Source organism: Luteimonas padinae, assembly GCF_014652935.1.
Lineage (GTDB): Bacteria > Pseudomonadota > Gammaproteobacteria > Xanthomonadales > Xanthomonadaceae > Luteimonas > Luteimonas padinae.
On the sequence record NZ_BMZT01000002.1, the window covers coordinates 109333 to 131537 of the forward strand.

Consider the following 22205-nt stretch of genomic DNA (forward strand, 5'->3'; position numbering starts at 1 on the left):
CCCGGGCAGGCGCGGTGGCCCGCCGGCGGCATTCCGTAGAATGCGGCGATGTACACCAGCACCGCCGCCTACCATTTCGTCGCCATCGACGATCCCGCCGCCGTGGCTTCGGACGTGCGTGCCCTTGCTGAGCAGCAGGGCCTGCTCGGTACCGTCCTGGTCGCGGGGGAGGGCATCAACCTGTTCCTGGCCGGGGAGGGCGGCGCCATCGACGCCTTCCTCGCCGGGCTGCGCGCGGATCCGCGGTTCGCGGCCCTCCAGGCCAAGCTCAGCCACAGCCGCACGCCGCCCTTTGCGCGCCTGAAGGTCAAGGTCAAGCCCGAGATCATCAGTTTCCGCCGCGAGGGGGCGTCGCCGCTCGACGGCCGCGCGCCGGCGGTGGCGCCGGCGGACCTGGCGCGCTGGATCCGCCAGGGCCATGACGACGACGGCCGCCGCCTGGTCCTGCTCGACACCCGCAACCGCGAGGAGATCGGCCACGGCACCTTCGCCGGGGCGCTGACCCTGCCGATCGACCGGTTCACCGAGCTGCCGGCGGCGCTGGAGTCGCACCGCGAGACTCTGGCCGACGCCACCGTGGTCGGCTTCTGCACCGGCGGCATCCGCTGCGAGAAGGCGGTGAACTGGATGCGCAGCGAGGGCTACGGCCGCGCGCTGCAGCTGGAGGGCGGGATCCTGGGCTATTTCGAGGCCGTGGGCGGCTTCGGGTACGAAGGCCGCTGCTTCGTTTTCGACGAGCGCGTGGCGCTGGATCCGTGCCTGTGCGCCGCGGCGGACGCCGACGCGCGATAATGGCCCGCTGCGCGGCGAGGCCGCGCGACCAGTCAACGGAGTCACGATGGGCAGGCAGTACAGGGTGGCCGTGGTCGGTGCGACCGGCGCGGTGGGCGAGACCATGCTTTCGATCCTGGCCGAGCGCGGCTTCCCGGTGGGCGAACTGGTGGCGCTGGCCAGCGCGTCGTCCGCGGGCTCGACGGTCGCGTTCGGCGACGAGGACGTGGTGGTGCGCGACCTGGCGGAGTTCGATCCGGCGGGCGTCGACATCGCGCTGTTCTCCGCCGGCGGCGCGGTGTCGAGGGAATACGCGCCGAAGTTCGCCGCCGCCGGGGCGGTGGTGATCGACAACTCCTCGGCCTTCCGCATGGACGCCGATGTGCCGCTGGTGGTCGCCGAGGTCAATCCCGAGGCGGCGAAGCAGCGCCCGCGCGGCATCATCGCCAACCCCAACTGCTCGACCATGCAGATGCTGGTGGCGCTGGCGCCGATCCATCGCGAGGCCGGCATCGAGCGCATCAACGTCGCCACCTACCAGTCGGTGTCGGGCGCGGGGCGCTCGGCGCTGGAGGAGCTGGGCCGGCAGACCGCCTCGCTGCTCGGGTTCCAGGGCGCGGAGCCGGTGCGCTTCCCGGTGCAGGTCGCCTTCAACCTGATCCCGCACATCGATGACTTCATGGATAACGGCTTCACCCGCGAGGAGATGAAGCTGGTGTGGGAAACCCGCAAGATCCTCGGCGACGAGTCGATCCAGGTGAACCCGACCGCGGTGCGCGTGCCGGTGTTCTACGGCCACGCCGAGGCGGTTCACGTCGAGACCCGCGAGAAGATCAGCGCCACGCGCGCGCGCGAACTGCTCGAGGCGGCGCCCGGCGTGGAGGTGGTGGACGAGCGCGCGGCGGGCGGCTATCCGACGCCGGTCACGCATGCTTCGGGCAACGATGCGGTGTACGTCGGGCGCATCCGCGAGGACATTTCGCATCCGCGCGGACTCGACCTGTGGATCGTGGCCGACAACATCCGCAAGGGCGCGGCCTTGAATGCGGTACAGGTCGCGGAACTGGTCGCGGCCGAGGCGTGATGCCCGTGGCGCGTTGCCATCCACGGTGCGCGGCCGCTAGAGTCCACGCGATATGACGGGGGAACGAGTGGCCACGACACCGCGTTTGAAGCGAGCGTTCTTGCGGGCGGCCCTGTGCGGGCTCGCGCTGGTGCTGTTCGCGGGCCAGGCGTTGGCGCTGGGTCTGGGCCGGATCGAGGTCAAGTCGCGCGCGGGCCAGCCGCTGCTGGCCGAGATCCAGGTGGTGTCCAGCGATCCCGCGGAGCTCGACCAGCTGCGCGCGCGCCTGGCGTCGCCCGAGACCTTCCGCCGTATCGGCCTCGCGGCCCCGGATGCCGTGGTGTCGGGCCTCGAGTTCACGGTGGCGCTGGATGCCCGCGGCAACCCGGTGATCCGCGTCACCACGCGCGAGCCGGTGACCCAGCCCACGCTGACCTTCCTGGTCGAGGTGGATTGGGGCCAGGGCCGGCTGGTGCGCGAGTACTCGGCGCTGGTGGACGCGCCTCAGACCGTATCCGCGCCGGCGCAGCCCGCGATCCAGGCGCCGGTCGCGGCCTCGTCGGACACGATCCTGCGCGAGCCGGAAGCGGCGGCGGAAGCCGTCGCGGACGATCCGCGCGCCGGGACGGACGCCGCGGCCCCGGAGGAGGCCATGGCCGCGGAGGCGCCGCCGTCCGCCGAGGCGGGGGAGGCCGCTCCGGCGGCACCGGTGGCGACGCCAGCGCCGGCACCTGCCCCGGTTGCCGCATCGGCTCCCGCCCCCGCTCCGGCCGCGGCCGCCCCGGTGGCCGCTGGCGAGTACGGCCCGGTCAAGGAAGGCGACACCCTGGGCGAAATCGCCGCGACGCTGGCCGGCGACGGTATCAGCCGCGAGCAGGCCATCGTGGCCCTGTTCCGGGCCAATCCGCAGGCCTTCATCGCCGACAACCTGAACCTGATGCGCCGGGGCGCGGTGCTGCGCATTCCCGACCGGGCCGATATCGCCGCCCTGGACCAGCGCGAATCGCGCGCGCTGATGCGCGAGCAGATCGCCGCCTGGCGCGACATGACCCGGCCGGCGCCGCAGCCCGAAGCCGCGGTTGCCGACGCGGCCGCGCCGGTGGGCGAGGGCACGGGGCAAGGCCAAACGGCCGGGCAGGCGACGGGCGACGCGGCGGCGGGCGACACCGCGCCCCGGACCGCGGACGCGCGCCTGGAAATCGTGCCGCCGTCGGCTGGAGACGGCCGCCAGGCAGGCATTCGATCCGGCATCCAGGCCGGTGGCGAGGGTGAGATGCTTCGACAGGAACTGCAGCAGGAGCTGCAACAGCGCCAGGAAACCCTGGCCGCGCGCGACGCCGAAGTCGCCGAGCTCAAGGCCCGCGTGGCCGACCTCGAGCGCCTGCAGGCGCAGCAGGCGCAGCTGATCACGATGAAGGACAGCGAGCTGGCGGCGGCCCAGGAGCGGCTGGCCAATGCGCCGGCGTCCACGGCCGCGCCCGCGCCCGACGCTGCGGCGGCGGACACGGGCGGCCTGCCCTGGGCCTGGATCGGCCTCGGGCTGCTGGTCGCGATGCTCGTCGCCTGGCTGCTGCTGCGTCGCGCGCCGAAGGCGACGGCGCGTCCGCGCTTCGACACGGCCGCCCTGGCCGCGGCCGCGCCGCAGCGTGCCGAGGCCGCCGTGAAGCCCGAGCCGCCGGCGGCCGCGCCGGCGACCCCGACCTGGCACGCGGCCGACGCCGCGGCCGTGGACCTGCCGCGGGAGCCCGCTCCAGCGCCCGCCGCCGGCCCCGCGACCGCGGAGGCCCCGCCGGCACCCGCGCCCGTGGGCGACGACCTCCCCGATGACACCGCGCCCGGCGCGGACGCGGCGGACACCGACGCCGCCGTGATCGCGTCGCTCAACCCGGCACCCGGCGGAAGCGAGCGCATCGAACTGGCGCGCGCCTACCTCGACCTCGGCGACACCGAGACCGCCCGCGACCTGCTGCGCGAAGTGGCCGAAGCCGGCAATCCAGCCGCCCGCGCCGAAGCCTCGCGCCTGCTGGACAGCATCGCCTGACGGCCGCGCCGTCGCCGCGGACGCCCGCGGCGCGGCCGGACCGTGGACGCACGCCATGCGCTACGCCTTGGGCATCGAATACGACGGCGGCGGCTTCCTCGGCTGGCAGCGGCTGACCCCGCACGGCGTCGAAAGCGTCGACACGCTGCAGGCGGCGCTGGAAGGCGCGCTGTCGAAGGTTGCCGACGCACCCGTGGGCACCACCTGCGCGGGCCGCACCGACGCCGGCGTGCATGCGCGCTGCAACGTGGTGCATTTCGACAGCGAAGCCGGGCGCAGCCCGCGCAACTGGGTGATGGGCACCACCTCGCTGCTGCCGCCGGCGATGTCGGTGCGCTGGTGCCGCGAGGTCGGCGACGACTTCAACGCGCGCTTCTCGGCGCGCGCCCGGCGCTACCGCTACAGCATCCTCAACCGCCCGGTGCGGCCGGCGCTGGGCCGCCAGTACCTGGCCTGGACCCGCAAGCCGCTGGACGCCGGGGCGATGCACCGGGCCGCGCAGGCCCTGGTGGGCGAGCTGGACTTCTCCTCGTTCCGCACCGTGCACTGCCAGGCGCCGCACGCGCGCCGCGACCTGCAGGCGATCCGGATCACGCGCGAGGGCGAGGTGGTGGTGGTCGAGGTGCAGGCCAACGCGTTCCTGCATCATATGGTCCGCAACATCGTCGGCTCCCTGCTCGAGGTCGGTGACGGATCGCGGCCCGAAGGCTGGATCGCCGAGGTCCTCGAGGCCCGGGACCGGCGCTGCGCGGGGCCGACCGCACCGCCCGGGGGCCTCGTGTTCCTGGGCCCGCTGTACCCGGCCGCGTGCGGCCTTCCCGACGAGGTCACGCTGGACGCCCCGGGCGCCGGCGGCACTTCCGTTTCCTCCCACCTTCCGGCCTCCTGACATGCCACGCAGCCTGTTCCGCACCCGCATCAAGTTCTGCGGCCTCACCCGCGCCGGCGACGTGCGCCTGGCCAGCGAACTTGGCGTCGACGCCGTGGGCTTCGTCTTCGCCCAGGGCAGCCCGCGCCGCATCCATGCCGCCGAGGCGCGCGCCCTGCGCGAGGCGCTCGCGCCGCTGGTCGACGCGGTGGCGGTGTTTCGCGACAACAGCGCCGAAGAGGTACGCGAGGTGGTCCGGCAGGTGAAGCCCAGCCTGCTCCAGTTCCACGGCGGCGAGGACGATGCCTTCTGCCGCCGCTTCGACCTGCCGTACGTGAAGGCGGTGGCGATGGGCGCGGGCGCCCCGGCCAGCGGCCCGGCGCTGCTGGCCGCGTTCCCGGGCGCCTCGGCCTTCCTGTTCGACAGCCACGGCGGCGGCCACGACGGCGGCAGCGGCCGCTGCTTCGACTGGAGCGCCCTGCCCGCCGGCCTGGGACGGCCGTTCCTGCTGTCGGGCGGGCTGACCCCGGACAATGCCCACGATGCCGTCGCCACGACCCAGCCCTGGGGCGTGGACGTGAGCAGCGGCATCGAAACCGCGCCCGGCCTGAAGGACGGCGAGCGCATGCGCGCCTTCGTTTCCGAGGTGCGGCGGGCCGACTGCCGACCCGACGACGACGCCACGAGCCCGGAAGGAGGGGCCCGATGAACGACATTCCCGATGATTTCCATGCATTCCCCGACGCGCGGGGACATTTCGGCCGCCACGGCGGCCGCTTCGTGGCCGAGACCCTGGCCGGTCCGCTGCAGGAACTGGCCGCGGCCTACGACGCCGCGCGCAATGATCCCGCCTTCGTGGCCGCCTTCGAGGCCGATCTCGCCGACTACGTCGGCCGTCCCAGCCCGATCTACGAGGCCACGGGCCTGTCGCGCCATGTCGGCGGCGCGCGCATCCTGCTCAAGCGCGAGGACCTGAACCACACCGGCGCGCACAAGATCAACAACACCATCGGCCAGGCGCTGCTGGCCAGCCGCATGGGCAAGACCCGGATCATCGCCGAGACCGGCGCCGGCCAGCACGGCGTGGCCAGTGCCACGGTCGCCGCGCGGCTGGGCCTGGAGTGCGTGGTCTACATGGGCGCGACCGACATCGAGCGCCAGAAGATCAACGTCTACCGGATGAAGCTGCTCGGGGCGACGGTGGTGCCGGTATCGAGCGGCTCGGCCACGCTCAAGGACGCGCTCAACGAGGCCATGCGCGACTGGGTCACCAACGTGCGCGACACCTTCTACATCATCGGCACGGTGGCGGGCCCGGACCCGTATCCGCGCATGGTGCGCGACTTCAATGCCGTGGTCGGCCAGGAGGCGCGCGCGCAGATGCTGAAGCGCCACGGTCGGCTGCCGGACGTGGTCACCGCCTGCGTGGGCGGCGGCAGCAACGCAATCGGCATCTTCCACGCCTTCCTCAACGATCCCGGCGTGCGCCTGGTGGGCGCGGAAGCCGCGGGCGAGGGCATCGCCAGCGGCCGGCATGCCGCCTCGATCTCCGCCGGGCGCGTGGGCGTGCTGCACGGCAACCGCACCTACGTGCTGTGCGACGACGACGGCCAGGTGATCGAGACGCACTCGGTGTCGGCCGGCCTGGACTATCCGGGCGTCGGCCCGGAGCACGCCTTCCTTGCCGACACCGGGCGTGCGCAGTACGTCGGCGTGACCGATGACGAGGCGCTGGAGGCCTTTCACCTGCTGGCGCGCACCGAGGGCATCCTCGCGGCGCTGGAGTCCAGCCACGCGGTCGCCCAGGCGATCAAGCTGGCACGCGAGCTGCCCAGGGACGCACTGGTGCTGTGCAACCTGTCCGGGCGCGGCGACAAGGACGTGCACACCATCGCCGCGCGCGAAGGAGTCGAGGTATGAGCGCCGCCGATGTCGCACCGCGCATCGCGCGCCGCTTCGCCGCCCTGCGCGCCGCCGGCCGCAAGGCGCTGGTGCCCTTCATCACCGCCGGTGACCCGGGGTTGGAGGACACCGTGCCGGTGATGCACGCCATGGTCGAGGCCGGCGCCGATGCCATCGAACTCGGCGTGCCGTTCTCCGACCCCATGGCCGACGGCCCGACCATCCAGCGCAGCTCCGAGCGCGCGATCGCGCGCGGCGCCGGCATGGCCTGGGTGCTGGAGCGGGTGCGCGAGTTCCGGCAGCGCGACGACGCCACCCCGGTGACCCTGATGGGCTACCTGAATCCGGTCGAGATCCGCGGCGCCGCGGCCTTCGCGGCCGCCGCGGCCGATGCCGGGGTCGATGGCGTGCTGCTGGTCGACCTGCCGCCGGAGGAGGCCGTGGAGTTCCGCGAGGCCTTCTCCGCCCACGGCGTCGCGCTGGTGCTGCTGGCCTCGCCGACCACGGATGCCGCGCGCATGGACATGCTGTGCGGGCTGGCCCAGGGCTATCTGTACTACGTGAGCATGGCCGGCGTGACCGGCGATTCCGCGCGCCTGGACGCCGCCGCCGCCGCCGCGCACCTGCGCGCCATCCGCGCGCGCAGCCCGGTGCCGGTGGTGGTCGGCTTCGGCATCCAGGACGCCGCCAGCGCCGCGGCGATGGCGGTGGATGCCGACGGCGTCGTGGTCGGCAGCGCCCTGGTCAAGGCCATGGACGCGGCGGGGGCCGGCCGTGCCGCCGATGCCGCCGCGGCCTTCCTCGCCCCCCTCCGGCAGGCGCTCGACGCCGGTGCCGGCGGGGCGGTGGGCTAAACTTTCCGGGTTCGCGGCCCCGTCCGCAGAGGATCAAGCAACGCATGTCCTGGCTGAAGAAACTCATGCCCGCCCGCATCCGCACCGAGGGCAGCCCCGCACGCAAGCGCAGCGTGCCCGAAGGGCTGTGGGAGAAGTGCGACAGCTGCGGCGCGGTGCTCTACCGCCCCGAGCTCGAGGAAAACCTCGAGGTCTGCCCCAAGTGTGCCCACCACATGCCGATCCGCGCGCGCGCGCGGCTGGCCGCCTTCCTCGACGCCGGCACCGGCAGCGAGATCGGCGCCCGCCTCGGGCCGACCGACGTGCTGCGCTTCCGCGACCAGAAAAAGTATTCCGACCGCATCAAGGCCGCGCAGAAGTCCACCGGCGAGCGCGACGCGCTGGTCGCGATGGAAGGGCGTCTCAAGGGCAGTCCGATCGTCGCCAGCGCCTTCGATTTCGCCTACATGGGTGGCTCGATGGGCTCGGTCGTCGGCGAACGCTTCACGCTCGGCGCCGAGCGCGCGCTCGAGATCGGCTCGCCGTTCGTGAACTTCTCCGCCAGCGGCGGCGCGCGCATGCAGGAGAGCCTGTTCTCGCTGATGCAGATGGCCAAGACCTCGGCCGCGCTCGGCCGCCTGCGCGCGGCGGGCCTGCCTTACATCTCGGTGATGACGCACCCGACCACCGGCGGCGTCTCGGCCTCGTTCGCGATGCTGGGCGACATCAACCTCGCCGAGCCCAAGGCCCTGATCGGCTTCGCCGGCCCGCGCGTGATCGAGCAGACCGTGCGCGAGACCCTGCCCGAAGGCTTCCAGCGCTCCGAATTCCTGGTCGAGCACGGCGCCATCGACCAGATCTGCGACCGCCGCGAGATGCGCGAGCGCATCGCCAGCCTGCTGGCCATGCTGATGCGCCAGCCCGCGCCGCCGGCCGACGAGGCCGCGGCGTGAGCGCCGGCAAGCGCCGCTGGTTCGGCACCGACGGCATCCGCGGGCGGGTGGGCGAGGGCCCGATCTCGGCCGACTTCATGCTGCGCCTGGGCAATGCCTACGGCCACGCGCTGACCGCGCAGGTCAAGAGCGGGGGCGAGTGGCGCAAGCCGCTGGTCATCATCGGCAAGGACACCCGGATCTCGAACTACATGTTCGAGGCCGCGCTCGAGGCCGGCCTGGTCGCCGCCGGCGTCGACGTGCAGCTGATGGGGCCGATGCCGACCCCGGCCGTCGCGCACCTGACGCATTCGATGCGCGCCGACGGCGGCATCGTGATCTCGGCCTCGCACAATCCGCACCACGACAACGGCATCAAGTTCTTCTCCGCCGAGGGCGAGAAGCTCGACGATGCCACCGAGCTCGCGATCGAGGCCGCGCTGGACCAGCCGTTCTCGACCGTCGCCTCGGACCGCCTGGGCAAGGCGGTGCGCACGCGGGACGCGGTCGGCCGCTACGTCGAGGCCTGCAAGGGCTCGGTGCCGCGCAGCTTCGATCTCGAAGGCATGCGCATCGTCGTCGACTGCGCGCACGGCGCGACCTACCAGATCGGGCCGATGGTGCTGCGCGAGCTCGGCGCGCGGGTCGACGCGATCGGCGTCGATCCGGACGGCACCAACATCAACGACGGCGTCGGTTCCACCCATCCCGAAGGCCTGGCCGAGCGCGTGCGCGCGACCGGCGCCGAGCTTGGCATCGCCTTCGACGGCGACGGCGACCGCGTCATGTTCGTCGACGGCGACGGCGTGGTCCGCGACGGCGACGACCTGGTCTACCTGCTGGCCTGCGACTGGCAGGAGAGCGGGCGCCTGCGCGGCCCGGTGGCCGGCACGCTGATGACCAACTTCTCGCTCGAGCAGGCGCTGGCCAGGCGCGGCATCGGTTTCATGCGCACGAAGGTGGGCGACCGCTACGTGCACCAGGCCCTGGTCGAGCATGGCGGCATCCTCGGCGGCGAGGCGTCGGGCCATCTGCTATGCCTGGACCGCGCCACCACCGGTGACGGCATCGTCAGCGCCCTGCAGGTGCTGGAGGTGCTGCACCGGCGCGGCCTGTCACTGGCCGACGCGCTGCGCGACCTGCGCAAGGTGCCGCAGCGCACCGTCAACGTGCGCATCGCCAACGGCGCGAAGCCGGCGGACGCCGCAAGCGTGCAGGCGGCGCTGGCCGAGGCGCAGCGCGCCGTCGAAGGCCGGGGCAGGGCGTTCCTGCGGCCTTCGGGCACCGAGCCGGTGGTGCGCGTGACCGTGGAGGCCGATGACGAAGCCCTGGTGTCTGCCACCCTCGAACGGCTGGCCGCGGCGGTGCAGGCCGCGGCCTGAGCCCCGGTTCTTCTTCGGAGCCATCCGGCGGCTTCTGTAGGAGCCGCCATGGCGGCGATCGCGGCTGTAGCCGCTCCCACAGGCTGCTGCCGCTCCTGCAGGCAGGTACAGCCGCTCCCACGGGGCGGGGCAGTATCATGGACGCCCTGCGCCCCCGCCCGGGGGCGCCGCCTTCCGAGTGAGCCATGGCCCCGCGAATCCCCACCCTCGACATCCGCCGTTTCACCCATCCCGCCAGCCCCGCCGACCGCGAGGCCTTCGTGGCCGACCTCGGCGCCGCCTACCGCGAGTGGGGCTTCGCCGGCATCCGCAACCACGGCATCCCGCAGCCGCTGATCGACGAGGCCTACGCCGCGTTCAAGGCCTTCTTCGCGCTGTCCGAAGCAACCAAGAAGCAGTACCACGTGCCCGGCGGCGGCGGCGCGCGCGGCTACACGCCGTTCGGCGTCGAAACCGCCAAGGACTCCAAGCACTTCGACCTCAAGGAGTTCTGGCACATCGGCCGCGAGATCCCCGACGGCTCGAAGTACCGCGACGTGATGCCGCCCAACCAGTGGCCCGCCGAAGTGCCGGAGTTCCGTGAAAAGGGCTACGCCCTGTACCAGGCCCTGGACGACCTGGGCTCGCAGGTGCTGCGTGCGCTCGCGCTGCACATCGGACTGCCCGAGGACTACTTCGCCGACAAGACCAATGTCGGCAACTCGATCCTGCGCCCGATCCACTATCCGCCGATCACCGCCGACGACATCCCGAACGTGCGCGCCGGCGCGCATGGCGACATCAACCTGATCACGCTGCTGGTGGGCGCGAGCGCCGCGGGCCTGGAAGTGCTGTCGCACGACGGCGAGTGGGTGCCCTTCACCTCGGACGAGGACACCATCGTGGTCAACATCGGCGACATGCTGCAGCGCCTGACCAACCACGTGTATCCGTCGACCATCCACCGCGTCGTCAATCCCCCGGGCGAGCTCGCGCGCCAGCCGCGCTATTCGGTGCCGTTCTTCCTGCACCCGAACCCGGACTTCCTGATCGACGTGCTGCCGTCGTGCATCACGCCGGACAATCCCAGCCGCTATCCCGAGCCGATCACCGCGCAGGGCTACCTCGAAGAGCGCCTGCGCGAGATCAAGCTGGCCTGACCCGCACGCACCGTCACGGCCGCGCCGCGGCGCGCGGCCATGACGGAATGCGCGCGAACGCCTAGAATCCCCGCTCCCGCCACACCCGAGGTCACTGGAATGCGCACCCGCATCGTCGCCGGCAACTGGAAGCTCAATGGCAGTCGCGAGTTCGCCGCGCAGCTTCTGCCGGGGATCGCGCCGGCCGCGGGCGTGGAGGTGGTGGTGCTGCCGCCGGCCACCCTGCTGGCGGGCCTGGTGGAGGCGCACGGCGGGCGCGGCCTCGGCTTCGGTGGCCAGGACGTCAGCGAACATGGTGACGGCGCGTACACGGGCGAAGTCTCGGCCGCGATGCTCGCCGACGCTGGCGCACGCTTCGCCCTGGTCGGGCACTCCGAGCGCCGCCAGTACCATGGCGAGGACAGCGGCCTGGTCGCGCGCAAGTTCGCCGCGGCCCTGGCCGCCGGCCTGCGTCCGATCCTGTGCGTGGGCGAGTCGAAGGACGAACGCGAGGGCGGCACCACCGAGGCCGTGATCGCCTCGCAGCTGCGCCCGGTGCTGGACCTGGTGGGCGCCGAGGGCTTCGCCGATGCCGTGGTGGCCTACGAACCGGTCTGGGCGATCGGCACCGGCCTGACCGCCAGCCCGCAGCAGGCCCAGGACGTCCATGCATTCATCCGTAGCGAGGTCGCTGCGAGGGATGCTAAGATTGGAAATTCGCTGCCGATCCTTTACGGCGGCAGCGTGAAGCCCGCCAACGCCGCCGAGCTGTTCGCCCAGCCCGACGTCGACGGAGGCCTCATCGGCGGAGCTTCGCTGGTGGCCGCGGACTTCATGGCCATCGTGGCCGCGGCGGTCCGCTGACCGCCGGGCACAAGAGAACTGGAACATGCTGCAGCTCATCCTCAACATCGTCTTCGTGCTCGTCGCCATCTCGATGATCGCGCTGATCCTGATGCAGCGCGGCGCGGGCGCCCAGGCCGGGTCCGGTTTCGGCGGCGGCGCGTCGGCCACCGTGTTCGGCGCCCGGGGCGCCTCCAGCTTCCTGACCAAGTCCACCAAGTGGCTTGCGATCGTCTTCTTCGCGCTGACCCTGTTCATGGCGTGGCAGGCCACGCACATGGCCCGCCAGGCCGGTCCGGCCGCGGTCGATCTGGGTGTGATGTCCGAAATCCCCGCGGCCCCCGCGGCCCCGGCAGCCGACAGTGCGGTTCCCGCGGCGCCCCAGGCCGCGCCGGTCGTCCCCGACGCCACGGTTCCCGCCGTGCCGGAGGACCAGCCGCCCGCCGCATCGCCCCCCGCGCAGGGGGAAACGGGGCAGGAAGTCCCGCAGGGCGGCTGATAGCGATTACAATGTCGCGCTCCCGCAGCCATGCGGGGTGGAAGTAGCAAGATTTGCCCAGGTGGCGGAATTGGTAGACGCACTACCTTGAGGTGGTAGCGGCTTAGGTCGTGGGGGTTCGAGTCCCCCCTTGGGCACCATACAAAGCGTCGGGCGGGACCGGTCATGGTCCCGCCCGGCACCAGCAAGCAAAGGGTCGCTGCGTACGGCCCGTAGCCGAGAGAACACCGTGCTGGCCGAATACCTGCCGACCCTGCTGTTTCTTCTTGTCGCCACCGGAATCGGCGTCGCCCTGATCCTGATCGGCAACACGCTCGGACCCAAGTTCCAGTTCGCCGACAAGTACACGGCCTTCGAGTGCGGCTTCCCCGCGTTCGAGGACTCGCGGATGCAGTTCGACATCCGCTACTACCTCATCGCCATCCAGTTCATCGTCTTCGACCTGGAAATCATCTTCATCGTGCCCTGGGCCACCGTGTTCCGCGAACTCGGCGTGCTCGGCCTGATCGAGATGGGCATCTTCGTCGGCATGCTGCTGATCGGTTTCATCTACGTGTGGAAGAAGGGAGCGCTCGAATGGGAGTGATCCAGGCTGCGCGCAGCCTTGCGGATGCGGCAAGCAACCCGCTGTCCGAGGGCCGCGTCGACGACATCCTGCGCCCCGAGGGCGAGAACCCGCTGCTGGAACAGGGCTTCGTCACCACGAGTTCGGACATCCTGCTCAACTGGGCACGCACGGGCTCGATGTGGCCGGTGACCTTCGGCCTGGCCTGCTGCGCGGTGGAGATGATGCATGCCGGTGCCGCGCGCATCGACATGGACCGCTTCGGCGTGATCTTCCGCCCGTCGCCGCGCCAGTCCGACGTGATGATCGTGGCCGGCACGCTGTGCAACAAGATGGCCCCGGCGCTGCGGCGCGTGTACGACCAGATGCCCAATCCCAAGTGGGTGATCTCGATGGGCAGCTGCGCCAACGGTGGCGGCTACTACCACTACTCCTATTCGGTGGTGCGTGGCTGCGATCGCGTGGTTCCGGTCGACATCTACGTGCCCGGCTGCCCGCCGACCGCCGAAGCGCTGGTGCACGGCATCCTGCAGCTGCAGCGCAAGATCCGCCGCTCGACCAACTTCGGCGACGAGAAGACGGGGCAGCGCAATGTCTGAGTCCGCGACCGCGTTCGCCGCGCGCCTGCGCGCGCGCTTCCCGCAGGCCTTCGTCGACGTCACGCTGCCGCGTGGCGAGGTCGGCATCGTGCTGGCCGCGTCCGAATGGCGCGAGTCCTGCCGGGTGCTGCGCGACGAATTCGGCTTCGAGGTCCTCGTCGACCTCTGCGGCGTCGACCACCTGGGCTACGGTACCGACGAGTGGGACACCAACACCTCGTCCGAAGGCTTCAGCCGCGGCGTCGAGGGGCGTGGCCCCGGCCGCTTCCGCTACGGCGAGGCCTTCACCCAGCAGCTCGACCAGCCCGACGGCGAGGGCGCGATCCCGCTGCCCGAGAACCGCTTCTCGGTGGTGGTGCAGCTGCTGTCGATCGCCAACAACCGCCGCCTGCGCGTGACCTGCTTCGCGCCGGACGACGCGCTGCCGGTGGTGGATTCGCTGTGCGACGTCTGGGCGGGCGTGAACTGGTTCGAGCGCGAGGCCTTCGACCTGTTCGGCATCGTGTTCCCGGGCCATCCGGACCTGCGCCGCCTGCTGACCGACTACGGCTTCATCGGCCATCCGTTCCGCAAGGACTTCCCGCTGATCGGCAACGTCGAAGTGCGCTACGACCAGGAAAAGCAGCGCGTGGTCTACGAGCCGGTGACCTCGGTCGAGCCGCGCGTGCTGGTGCCGCGCGTGATCCGCGATGACGCCCGCTACGCCACTTCGGTCGGCGAGGACCGCGACCTCAAGGTCGGGACGGTGCGCGGCCATGCCGCGGCAGGAGACACCAAGTGAGCATCCAGCCCCCCAGCGAGCTGCTGGCCAGCAACCCGGCCGAAGCCCGCCAGGAAATCCGCAACTACACCCTGAACTTCGGTCCCCAGCATCCGGCCGCGCACGGCGTGCTGCGCCTGATCCTGGAGATGGACGGCGAAGTAGTGCAGCGTGCCGATCCGCACGTGGGCCTGCTCCATCGCGGCACCGAGAAGCTGGCCGAGTCCAAGCCGTTCAACCAGTCGATCGGCTACATGGACCGCCTCGACTACGTGTCGATGATGTGCAACGAGCACGCCTACGTCCGTGCGATCGAGACCCTGCTGAGCATCGAGGCGCCGGAGCGTGCGCAGTGGATCCGCACGATGTTCGACGAGATCACGCGGATCCTGAACCACCTGATGTGGATCGGTTCCAACGGCCTCGACCTCGGCGCGATGGCGGTAATGCTGTACTCGTTCCGCGAGCGCGAAGAGCTCATGGACGTGTACGAGGCGGTCAGCGGCGCGCGCATGCACGCGGCCTACTACCGCCCTGGCGGCGTGTACCGCGACCTGCCCGAGCGCATGCCGCAGTACCGCGAGTCGCCCTGGCGCAAGGGCGCCAAGCTCAAGCGCTTCAACGAGTGGCGCGGCGGCTCGATGCTCGACTTCCTGGAGGCCTTCACCAGGGACTTCCCGGCGCGCATCGACGAGTACGAGACCCTGCTCACCGAGAACCGCATCTGGAAGCAGCGCACCGTCGGTGTGGGCGTGATCCCGCCGGAGCAGGCGATGGCCTGGGGCATGTCCGGCGTGATGCTGCGCGGCTCGGGCATCGAATGGGACCTGCGCAAGAAGCAGCCCTATGCGCGCTATGACCAGGTCGACTTCAAGGTGCCGGTCGGCGTCAACGGCGACTGCTACGACCGCTACCTGGTGCGCGTGGCCGAGATGCGTGAATCCAACCGCATCATCGCGCAGTGCGTGGACTGGCTGCGTGCCAATCCCGGCCTGGTGATGGTCGACAACTTCAAGGTCGCGCCTCCCTCCCGCGAGGAGATGAAGGACGACATGGAAGCCCTGATCCATCACTTCAAGCTGTTCTCCGAGGGCTACTGCGTGCCCGCCGGCGAGACCTACCAGGCCGTCGAGGCGCCCAAGGGCGAGTTCGGCTGCTACCTGGTCTCCGACGGCGCCAACAAGCCCTTCCGCGTGCACCTGCGTGCCCCGGGCTTCGCGCACCTGTCCTCGATGGACACGGTGGTGAAGGGGCACATGCTGTCCGACGTCGTGGCGATGGTCGGCACCTATGACCTCGTCTTCGGAGAAGTGGACCGATGAAAGCGACCGGCAACTTCGAGAATGCCCGCAACGTGGACCCGCTGGCGGTGCTCAGCGACGACACGCGCGCGCACATCGACCACTGGGTGGCCAAGTTCCCGCCCGACCGCAAGCGCTCGGCCGTGATCCAGGGGCTGTTCGCGACCCAGCAGCAGAACGGCGGCTTCCTGACCGACGAGCTGATCGCCGCGGTGGCGAAGTACCTCGGCATCCCGCCGGTGTGGGCCTACGAGGTCGCGACTTTCTACTCGATGTTCGAGACGCGGGAGGTCGGCCGCAACAACGTCGCCTTCTGCACCAACATCAGCTGCTGGCTCAACGGCGCCGAGGACCTGGTCGCGCACGCCGAGAAGAAGCTCGGCTGCAGGCTGGGCGAGTCGACCGCCGACGGCCGCGTCTACCTCAAGCGCGAGGAAGAGTGCGTGGCCGCGTGCTGCGGCGCCCCGGTGGTCGTGATCAACGGCCATTACCACGAGAAGCTCGACGCCGCGAAGGTCGACGAGCTGCTCGACGGACTGAAGTGAGGCTCGACGCAGGCATGGCGCACTCCCACACCCACGTCTCCGAAGGCTACGGCCCCGTCGGCCCCGCGCCGAAGGAGCACCAGGCCGTCTACACCACGCTGCACTTCGACAAGCCGTGGTCGTACGAGAACTACCTCAAGACCGGCGGCTACCAGGCGCTGCGCAAGGTGCTGACCGAAAAGATCCCGCCGGCCGACATCATCGAGATGGTGAAGCAGTCCGGCCTGCGCGGGCGTGGCGGCGCGGGCTTCCCGACCGGCGTGAAGTGGAGCTTCATGCCCAAGGGCGACATGCAGAAGTACATCCTCTGCAATTCCGACGAGTCCGAGCCGGGCACCGCCAAGGACCGCGACATCCTGCGCTACAACCCGCACGCCGTGCTCGAGGGCCTGGCGATCGCGTGCTACGCCACCGGCTCCAGCGTGGCCTACAACTACATGCGCGGCGAGTTCCACCACGAGCCCTTCGAGCACATCGAGGAAGCGCTGGCCGAGGCCTATGCCAACGGCTGGCTCGGCCGTGACATCCTCGGCTCCGGCATCGACATCGACATCCACAACGCGCTCGGCGCCGGCGCCTACATCTGCGGCGAAGAGACCGCGCTGATGGAGTCGCTGGAAGGCAAGAAGGGCCAGCCGCGCTACAAGCCGCCGTTCCCGGCCAACTTCGGCCTGTTCGGCAAGCCGACCACGATCAACAACACCGAGACCTACGCCTCGGTGCCGGCGATCATCCGCAACGGCCCCGAGTGGTTCGCCGGCCTCGGCAAGCCCAACAACGGCGGCTGCAAGATCTTCTCGGTCTCGGGCCACGTGCAGAAGCCGGGCAACTACGAGATCCGCCTCGGCACGCCGTTCTCCGAGCTGCTGGAGATGGCCGGCGGCCTGCGCCCGGGGCGCACGCTCAAGGGCGTGATCCCGGGTGGCTCGTCGATGCCGGTGCTGCCGGGCGAGACCATGATGGGCCTGACCATGGACTACGACGCGCTGCAGAAGGCGGGCTCGGGCCTGGGCTCGGGCGCGGTCATCGTGATGGACGACAGCACCTGCATGGTGCGCGCCTGCCAGCGCATCTCGCGCTTCTACTGGCAGGAATCCTGCGGCCAGTGCACGCCCTGCCGCGAAGGCACCGGCTGGATGCACCGCATGCTGACCCGCATCGTCGAAGGCAAGGCGAACATGGAGGACGTGGAGATGCTGCGCGCCTCCGCAGGCCAGATCGAGGGCCACACCATCTGCGCGTTCGGCGAGGCCGCCGCGTGGCCGGTGCAGGGCTTCCTGCGCCATTTCTGGCACGAATTCGAGTACTACATCGAGCACGGCCGCTCGATCGTCGACGCGACGACGGAGGCCGCGGCATGAGCGCCCAGCCCGTGAACCCGAACCTGCCGCCCGACCACGTCACCGTCTTCATCGACGGCGTCGAGATGGCCGCGCCCAAGGGTTCGATGATCATCCAGGCCGCCGACAAGGCCGGCATCCCGATCCCGCGCTTCTGCTACCACGACAAGCTGTCCATCGCGGCCAACTGCCGCATGTGCCTGGTCGACATCGAAAAGATGGGCAAGCCCGCGCCGGCCTGCGCCACCCCGGTGATGGACGGCATGCGCGTGCAGACGCGCAGCGAGAAGGCGCTGAAGTCGCAGCGCAACGTCATGGAGTTCCTGCTGATCAACCATCCGCTCGACTGCCCGGTTTGCGACCAGGGCGGCGAGTGCGAGCTGCAGGACCTGTCGATCGGCTACGGCCGCTCGGTGAGCCGCTTCGCCGAGCGCAAGCGCACCGTGGCCGACGAGGACCTGGGTCCGCTGGTGGCCACCGAGATGACGCGCTGCATCCACTGCACGCGCTGCGTCCGCGTGACCGCCGAGATCGCCGGCACCTACGAGCTCGGCGGCATGAAGCGCGGCGAGAACCTGCAGATCGGCACCTACGACGGCAAGCCGCTGACCACCGAGCTTTCGGGCAACGTGATCGATGTCTGCCCGGTGGGCGCGCTGACCAACAAGGTGTTCCGTTTCCGCGCGCGCCCCTGGGAGCTGATCGCGAAGGAATCGCTGGGCTACCACGACGCGCTGGGCAGCAACCTGTTCCTGCACGCCCGCCGCGGCGAGGTGATGCGCACCGTGCCGCGCGACAACGACGCGGTCAACGAGTGCTGGCTGTCGGACCGCGACCGTTATTCGCACCAGGGCCTGTACGCGGACGACCGCGCCGTGCGCCCGATGGTCCGCGTCGCCTCCAACGGCGACGACGGCGACTGGCGCGAGGCCAGCTGGGACGAGGCACTGGCGAAGGCCGCGCAGATCCTGCGCGACAACGCCGCCGACGACCTCGGCATCCTGGTGCACCCGTCGACCTCGAACGAGGAGGGCGCGCTGCTCGCCCGCATGGCCGAGGGCCTGGGCACCGGCAACCTCGACCACCGCATCGCGCAGCACGACCTCTCCGACGGCGCCGCGGCGGAAGCCTTCGGCATGCCGGTCGAAGACATCGAGAAGGCCGATGCCATCGTGATCGTCGGCAGCCACCTGCGCCATGAGCTTCCGCTGGTGCACCAGCGCGTGCGCAAGGCCTGGCGCGCCGGGGCCAGGGTGTACGTGGTCAATCCGGCGGACTTCGAGTTCACCTTCGACATCGCGCACAAGGCCATCGTGCCGCCGTCGCGGATCGCCGAGGTGGTGGGTTCGGTCGGGCTCGCCGCCGCGATCGAGGGTGCGTCGCGCCCGGTGGTGATCGTCGGCGCCTTGGCCGAGTGCGGCATCCACGCCGCCGCCATCCGTCGCGCGGCCTCCGACTTCGCCAGCCGCGCCAACGCCGCGCTGTGCCGGATCCCGCAGGGCGCGAACGCGGTCGGCCTGGCGCGCCTGGGCGTGCTGCCGGCCTCGCGCGATGCCGGCGCCATGCTGGCCCAGCCGCGCGCCGGCTACGTCATCTACGGCATCGAGCCGGGCCTCGACTTCGCCGACCAGGCGAAAGCGATGCAGGCGCTGGGCGGCGCGCAGGTCGTGGCGTTCAGCCACTTCGCCTGCCAGTCGACCCGTCGCGTCGCCGACGTGATCCTGCCGATCGGCCTGCTGCCCGAGCTGGACGCCAGCCTCACCAACCTCGACGGCCGCGAACAGCGCACCGTCGCCGGCGGCAAGCTGCCGGGCGAGGCGCGTCCGGGCTGGAAGGCCCTGCGTGCGCTCGGCGGCCTGCTGGGCGTCGTGGGCTTCGACTTCACCGACTTCGCCGGCGCGCGTGCGCTGGTGGCGCCGCGCGAGGTCGAGGTCGCGCGCGGCACCGCCCCGGTGGCGGGCGAGGGCGGGCTGGAGCTCGCGGTCGCACAGGCGATCTACCGCGTCGATGGCGTGACGCGCCGCGCCGCGGCGCTGCAGGCGCATCCGCTGACCGTGGGTGCGCGCATCACCCTGCATCCCGAAGACGCATCCGCGGCCGGCCTGCGCGAAGGCGCCATGGCGCGCGTGGCCAACGGCGCCGGCACCGCGACGCTTCCCGTCGCCACCAGCAGCCGCGTGGCGCGTGGTGCGGTCCTGGTTGAATCCGGCTATGGCGCCACCGCGGCGCTGGGCGCCGGCGCGGTGCGGGTGGAGGCCGCATGAGCACGACGACGAACAACACCGCCAGCGTGCTCCTCGGCTGGCTCGAGCCCTTCCGCGCCTGGCTGGACTCGCTGGGCCCCGTCGGCACCGTCATCTGGCTGGTGCTGCTGATCCTCGCGATCACCATGCCGGTGATCATCGCGGTGGCCTTCTACGTGGTCTGGGAGCGCAAGCTGATCGCGTGGATGCACGTGCGCCACGGCCCGATGTACGTCGGCTTCGGCGTGCTGCAGGCCTTCGCCGACGTCTTCAAGCTGCTGTTCAAGGAAGTCATCCGTCCCAGCGCGGCGCACAAGGTGCTCTACATCCTCGCGCCGCTGATCACCCTGGCCCCTGCGTTCGCGGCCTGGGCGGTGGTGCCGTTCGATGCGCAGCTGGTGCTGTCGAACGCCAACGCAGGCCTGCTGTACCTGCTGGCGATGACGTCGCTGGGCGTCTACGGCGTGATCCTGGCCGGCTGGGCCTCGAACTCGAAGTACGCCTTCCTCGGCGCCATGCGTTCGGCCGCCCAGGTGGTGAGCTACGAGATCGCGATGGGCTTCGCGCTGGTCGGCGTCATGGTCGGCGCGGGCAGCCTCAACCTGTCCGAGATCGTGATGGCGCAGTCGGGCGACGGCGGCTTCCTGGAGTGGTTCTGGGTGCCGATGCTGCCGCTGTTCGTCATCTACTTCGTGTCCGGCGTGGCCGAGACCAACCGCGCGCCGTTCGACGTGGTGGAAGGCGAGAGCGAGATCGTGGCCGGCCACATGGTCGAGTACTCGGGCGCGGTGTTCGCGCTGTTCTTCCTGGCCGAGTACGCCAACATGATCCTGGTGAGCTTCCTCACCGCGATCTTCTTCCTGGGCGGCTGGCTGTCGCCGATCCCGGCGGCCTGGATCCCGGACATCCCGCTGCTCTCGGTCATCCTGGGTGACGGCTGGTGGTGGCTGTTCGCGAAGGTGTTCTTCTTCGCCAGCTGCTTCGTCTGGTTCCGCGCCTCGTTCCCGCGCTACCGCTACGACCAGATCATGCGGCTGGGCTGGAAGGTCTTCATCCCGCTGTCGATCGCCTGGATCGCGGTGACGGCACTGATGGCGTACTTCGGCGTGTTTGAGGCAGGTGCGTGATGGGCAAGTTCGTTTCCTGGGCGCGTAGCCTGCTGCTGATCGAGATGCTTCGCGGCATGGCGCTGACCTTCCGGTACCTGTGGCGCCCGAAGTACACGATGATGTACCCGATGGAGAAGATCCCGCAGTCGTCGCGGTTCCGCGGGCTGCACGCGCTGCGCCGGTATCCGAACGGCGAGGAGCGCTGCATCGCCTGCAAGCTGTGCGAGGCGGTATGCCCTGCGCTTGCTATCACGATCGACTCCGAGCAGCGCGATGACAACACGCGCCGCACGACCCGCTACGAGATCGACCTGTTCAAGTGCATCTTCTGCGGTTTCTGCGAGGAATCGTGCCCGGTGGACTCGATCGTCGAGACCCACATCCACGAGTACCACTTCGAGAACCGCGGCGAGAACATCGTCACCAAGCCGCAGCTGCTGGCGCTGGGCGACCGCCTCGAGGCGGAAATCGCCGAGCGCCGCGCCGCCGACGCCGCATACAGGTAAGCCATGGACTTCGTACAGCTCGCATTCTTCGTCTTCGCGGCGACCGCGATCGCCGGCGCCATCGGCGTCATCGGCGCACGCAACCCGGTGCACTCGGCGCTGTTCCTGGTGCTGACCTTCTTCAGCGTGGCCTGCACCTGGATCATCGCCGGCGCCGAGTTCCTCGGCGTGGCCCTGATCCTGGTCTACGTCGGCGCGGTGATGGTGCTGTTCCTGTTCGTGGTGATGATGCTCGACATCGACCTGGTCGCCATCAACGAGGGCTACGTGCGCTACCTGCCCGTGGGCCTGGTCGTGGCGGTGGTGATGCTGCTGGAACTGCTGTCGCTGATCGGCATCATGGCCTTCGTCGCCACGCCCTTCGCGCCCGACCCGGTCGAGGCCGCGGGGGTGTCGAACACGGTGTGGCTGGCGCGCCGCCTGTTCACCGACTTCCTGCTGCCGTTCGAGGTCGCCGCGGTGATCCTGACGGTGGCGGTGATCGCCGCGGTCACGCTGACGCTGCGTCGCCGTGAGGGCACCAAGCACCAGGTGCCGGGCGAGCAGGTCCGCGCGCGTGCCGCCGACCGCCTGCGCATGGTCGACATGCCGGCCTCGGTGCACGTCGCCGACGACACACCGGCCACCGATGCCACCAACGGGGAGGGCAAGTGATGGAGTTCCTCGGACAGGGCCTCGCGCTGGGGCACTACCTGACGCTGGCCACCGCGCTGTTCTGCATCAGCGTGGCCGGCATCTTCCTCAACCGGAAGAACGTGATCATCCTGCTGATGTGCATCGAGCTGATGCTGCTCTCGGTGAACATCAACTTCATCGCCTTCTCGCGCGAGTTCGGCGACGCGGCGGGGCAGGTCTTCGTGTTCTTCATCCTCACCGTGGCCGCGGCCGAGGCCGCGATCGGCCTGGCGATCCTGGTCACGCTGTTCCGCAACCGGCGCACGATCAACGTCGCCGAAATCGACACGCTGAAGGGCTGACGGAATGC

Annotated in this window: 23 protein-coding genes and 1 tRNA gene; all 24 read left to right on the forward strand. The window is 70.6% G+C overall.

The features are described 5' to 3' along the window. Nucleotides 1-48: 48 nt before the first annotated feature. The 24 genes from IE168_RS02370 (at nt 49) to nuoK (ending at nt 22197) form a co-directional block, all read left to right on the forward strand. Complete coding sequence (locus IE168_RS02370) at nt 49-792, forward strand: sulfurtransferase (RefSeq protein ID WP_189494853.1); 744 nt, start codon at nt 49-51, stop codon at nt 790-792. 46 nt (nt 793-838) lie between these two features. Then, on the forward strand, nt 839-1855 hold the full coding sequence (locus tag IE168_RS02375) for an aspartate-semialdehyde dehydrogenase (RefSeq protein ID WP_189494856.1): 1017 nt from the start codon (nt 839-841) through the stop codon (nt 1853-1855). Between the two features lie 85 nt (nt 1856-1940). Next, nucleotides 1941-3875 (forward strand): motility hub landmark protein FimV, encoded by a 1935-nt coding sequence (locus tag IE168_RS02380; RefSeq protein WP_229823026.1) that lies wholly within the window; start codon nt 1941-1943, stop codon nt 3873-3875. 55 nt (nt 3876-3930) lie between these two features. Beyond that, the gene (truA, locus tag IE168_RS02385) at nt 3931-4764 is read left to right on the forward strand and encodes a tRNA pseudouridine(38-40) synthase TruA (protein ID WP_189494858.1); all 834 of its coding nucleotides are present in this window, start codon (nt 3931-3933) and stop codon (nt 4762-4764) included. Nucleotide 4765: 1 nt separating this feature from the next. Continuing rightward, nucleotides 4766-5452, forward strand: coding sequence for a phosphoribosylanthranilate isomerase (locus IE168_RS02390; RefSeq protein WP_189494860.1), 687 nt, complete (start codon nt 4766-4768; stop codon nt 5450-5452). Beyond that, nucleotides 5449-6663: a tryptophan synthase subunit beta gene (trpB, locus tag IE168_RS02395; protein ID WP_189494862.1), complete on the forward strand. Its 1215-nt coding sequence runs from the start codon at nt 5449-5451 to the stop codon at nt 6661-6663. The genes IE168_RS02390 and trpB overlap by 4 nt, the downstream gene beginning before the upstream one ends. Continuing rightward, nucleotides 6660-7499, forward strand: coding sequence for a tryptophan synthase subunit alpha (gene trpA / locus IE168_RS02400; RefSeq protein ID WP_189494864.1), 840 nt, complete (start codon nt 6660-6662; stop codon nt 7497-7499). Before trpB ends, trpA begins: the two co-directional genes overlap by 4 nt. 44 nt (nt 7500-7543) lie before the next feature. After that, a complete protein-coding gene (accD, locus tag IE168_RS02405; RefSeq protein ID WP_189494866.1) occupies nt 7544-8431 on the forward strand; it encodes an acetyl-CoA carboxylase, carboxyltransferase subunit beta in 888 nt (295 codons plus the stop codon). Further along, nucleotides 8428-9792 (forward strand): phosphoglucosamine mutase, encoded by a 1365-nt coding sequence (glmM, locus tag IE168_RS02410; RefSeq protein ID WP_189494868.1) that lies wholly within the window; start codon nt 8428-8430, stop codon nt 9790-9792. Before accD ends, glmM begins: the two co-directional genes overlap by 4 nt. Nucleotides 9793-9977: 185 nt before the next feature. After that, the gene (locus IE168_RS02415; RefSeq protein WP_189494869.1) at nt 9978-10931 is read left to right on the forward strand and encodes an isopenicillin N synthase family dioxygenase; all 954 of its coding nucleotides are present in this window, start codon (nt 9978-9980) and stop codon (nt 10929-10931) included. A gap of 99 nt (nt 10932-11030) precedes the next feature. Then, nucleotides 11031-11774: a triose-phosphate isomerase gene (gene tpiA / locus IE168_RS02420; protein ID WP_189494871.1), complete on the forward strand. Its 744-nt coding sequence runs from the start codon at nt 11031-11033 to the stop codon at nt 11772-11774. Between the two features lie 25 nt (nt 11775-11799). Beyond that, complete coding sequence (gene secG / locus IE168_RS02425) at nt 11800-12252, forward strand: preprotein translocase subunit SecG (RefSeq protein ID WP_189494873.1); 453 nt, start codon at nt 11800-11802, stop codon at nt 12250-12252. Nucleotides 12253-12307: 55 nt separating this feature from the next. Continuing rightward, nucleotides 12308-12392, forward strand: a tRNA-Leu gene (locus IE168_RS02430). Nucleotides 12393-12481: 89 nt separating this feature from the next. Then, nucleotides 12482-12838 (forward strand): NADH-quinone oxidoreductase subunit A, encoded by a 357-nt coding sequence (locus IE168_RS02435; protein ID WP_189494874.1) that lies wholly within the window; start codon nt 12482-12484, stop codon nt 12836-12838. Next, on the forward strand, nt 12829-13416 hold the full coding sequence (locus IE168_RS02440) for a NuoB/complex I 20 kDa subunit family protein (protein WP_189494877.1): 588 nt from the start codon (nt 12829-12831) through the stop codon (nt 13414-13416). The genes IE168_RS02435 and IE168_RS02440 overlap by 10 nt, the downstream gene beginning before the upstream one ends. Further along, entirely contained in the window at nt 13409-14197 is a 789-nt protein-coding gene (locus IE168_RS02445) for an NADH-quinone oxidoreductase subunit C (protein WP_189494879.1), read from the forward strand. Before IE168_RS02440 ends, IE168_RS02445 begins: the two co-directional genes overlap by 8 nt. After that, nucleotides 14194-15498 (forward strand): NADH-quinone oxidoreductase subunit D, encoded by a 1305-nt coding sequence (locus IE168_RS02450; protein ID WP_189494881.1) that lies wholly within the window; start codon nt 14194-14196, stop codon nt 15496-15498. Before IE168_RS02445 ends, IE168_RS02450 begins: the two co-directional genes overlap by 4 nt. After that, entirely contained in the window at nt 15495-16022 is a 528-nt protein-coding gene (gene nuoE, locus IE168_RS02455) for an NADH-quinone oxidoreductase subunit NuoE (protein ID WP_189494883.1), read from the forward strand. Before IE168_RS02450 ends, nuoE begins: the two co-directional genes overlap by 4 nt. 14 nt (nt 16023-16036) lie before the next feature. Continuing rightward, complete coding sequence (nuoF, locus tag IE168_RS02460; RefSeq protein WP_189494885.1) at nt 16037-17383, forward strand: NADH-quinone oxidoreductase subunit NuoF; 1347 nt, start codon at nt 16037-16039, stop codon at nt 17381-17383. Continuing rightward, nucleotides 17380-19626 (forward strand): NADH-quinone oxidoreductase subunit NuoG, encoded by a 2247-nt coding sequence (gene nuoG / locus IE168_RS02465; RefSeq protein WP_189494888.1) that lies wholly within the window; start codon nt 17380-17382, stop codon nt 19624-19626. Before nuoF ends, nuoG begins: the two co-directional genes overlap by 4 nt. Further along, nucleotides 19623-20732: an NADH-quinone oxidoreductase subunit NuoH gene (nuoH, locus tag IE168_RS02470; RefSeq protein WP_189494890.1), complete on the forward strand. Its 1110-nt coding sequence runs from the start codon at nt 19623-19625 to the stop codon at nt 20730-20732. The genes nuoG and nuoH overlap by 4 nt, the downstream gene beginning before the upstream one ends. Continuing rightward, nucleotides 20732-21220, forward strand: coding sequence for an NADH-quinone oxidoreductase subunit NuoI (gene nuoI, locus IE168_RS02475; RefSeq protein ID WP_189494892.1), 489 nt, complete (start codon nt 20732-20734; stop codon nt 21218-21220). The genes nuoH and nuoI overlap by 1 nt, the downstream gene beginning before the upstream one ends. Nucleotides 21221-21223: 3 nt before the next feature. Continuing rightward, nucleotides 21224-21874 carry an NADH-quinone oxidoreductase subunit J gene (locus IE168_RS02480; protein ID WP_189494894.1) on the forward strand — a complete coding sequence of 217 codons (651 nt, stop codon included), beginning with the start codon at nt 21224-21226 and terminating at the stop codon, nt 21872-21874. Further along, nucleotides 21874-22197 (forward strand): NADH-quinone oxidoreductase subunit NuoK, encoded by a 324-nt coding sequence (nuoK, locus tag IE168_RS02485; protein ID WP_189494896.1) that lies wholly within the window; start codon nt 21874-21876, stop codon nt 22195-22197. Before IE168_RS02480 ends, nuoK begins: the two co-directional genes overlap by 1 nt. Nucleotides 22198-22205 lie beyond the last annotated feature (8 nt).

What these genes read in the sequence shown, in the direction of transcription:
- IE168_RS02370 (WP_189494853.1), top strand. Translation starts at nt 49, where the DNA reads ATGTACACCAGCACCGCCGCCTACCATTTCGTCGCCATCGACGATCCC.
- IE168_RS02375 (WP_189494856.1), top strand. Translation starts at nt 839, where the DNA reads ATGGGCAGGCAGTACAGGGTGGCCGTGGTCGGTGCGACCGGCGCGGTG.
- truA (WP_189494858.1), top strand. Translation starts at nt 3,931, where the DNA reads ATGCGCTACGCCTTGGGCATCGAATACGACGGCGGCGGCTTCCTCGGC.
- IE168_RS02390 (WP_189494860.1), top strand. Translation starts at nt 4,766, where the DNA reads ATGCCACGCAGCCTGTTCCGCACCCGCATCAAGTTCTGCGGCCTCACC.
- trpB (WP_189494862.1), top strand. Translation starts at nt 5,449, where the DNA reads ATGAACGACATTCCCGATGATTTCCATGCATTCCCCGACGCGCGGGGA.
- trpA (WP_189494864.1), top strand. Translation starts at nt 6,660, where the DNA reads ATGAGCGCCGCCGATGTCGCACCGCGCATCGCGCGCCGCTTCGCCGCC.
- accD (WP_189494866.1), top strand. Translation starts at nt 7,544, where the DNA reads ATGTCCTGGCTGAAGAAACTCATGCCCGCCCGCATCCGCACCGAGGGC.
- IE168_RS02415 (WP_189494869.1), top strand. Translation starts at nt 9,978, where the DNA reads ATGGCCCCGCGAATCCCCACCCTCGACATCCGCCGTTTCACCCATCCC.
- tpiA (WP_189494871.1), top strand. Translation starts at nt 11,031, where the DNA reads ATGCGCACCCGCATCGTCGCCGGCAACTGGAAGCTCAATGGCAGTCGC.
- secG (WP_189494873.1), top strand. Translation starts at nt 11,800, where the DNA reads ATGCTGCAGCTCATCCTCAACATCGTCTTCGTGCTCGTCGCCATCTCG.
- IE168_RS02440 (WP_189494877.1), top strand. Translation starts at nt 12,829, where the DNA reads ATGGGAGTGATCCAGGCTGCGCGCAGCCTTGCGGATGCGGCAAGCAAC.
- IE168_RS02445 (WP_189494879.1), top strand. Translation starts at nt 13,409, where the DNA reads ATGTCTGAGTCCGCGACCGCGTTCGCCGCGCGCCTGCGCGCGCGCTTC.
- nuoE (WP_189494883.1), top strand. Translation starts at nt 15,495, where the DNA reads ATGAAAGCGACCGGCAACTTCGAGAATGCCCGCAACGTGGACCCGCTG.
- nuoF (WP_189494885.1), top strand. Translation starts at nt 16,037, where the DNA reads ATGGCGCACTCCCACACCCACGTCTCCGAAGGCTACGGCCCCGTCGGC.
- nuoG (WP_189494888.1), top strand. Translation starts at nt 17,380, where the DNA reads ATGAGCGCCCAGCCCGTGAACCCGAACCTGCCGCCCGACCACGTCACC.
- nuoH (WP_189494890.1), top strand. Translation starts at nt 19,623, where the DNA reads ATGAGCACGACGACGAACAACACCGCCAGCGTGCTCCTCGGCTGGCTC.
- nuoI (WP_189494892.1), top strand. Translation starts at nt 20,732, where the DNA reads ATGGGCAAGTTCGTTTCCTGGGCGCGTAGCCTGCTGCTGATCGAGATG.
- IE168_RS02480 (WP_189494894.1), top strand. Translation starts at nt 21,224, where the DNA reads ATGGACTTCGTACAGCTCGCATTCTTCGTCTTCGCGGCGACCGCGATC.
- nuoK (WP_189494896.1), top strand. Translation starts at nt 21,874, where the DNA reads ATGGAGTTCCTCGGACAGGGCCTCGCGCTGGGGCACTACCTGACGCTG.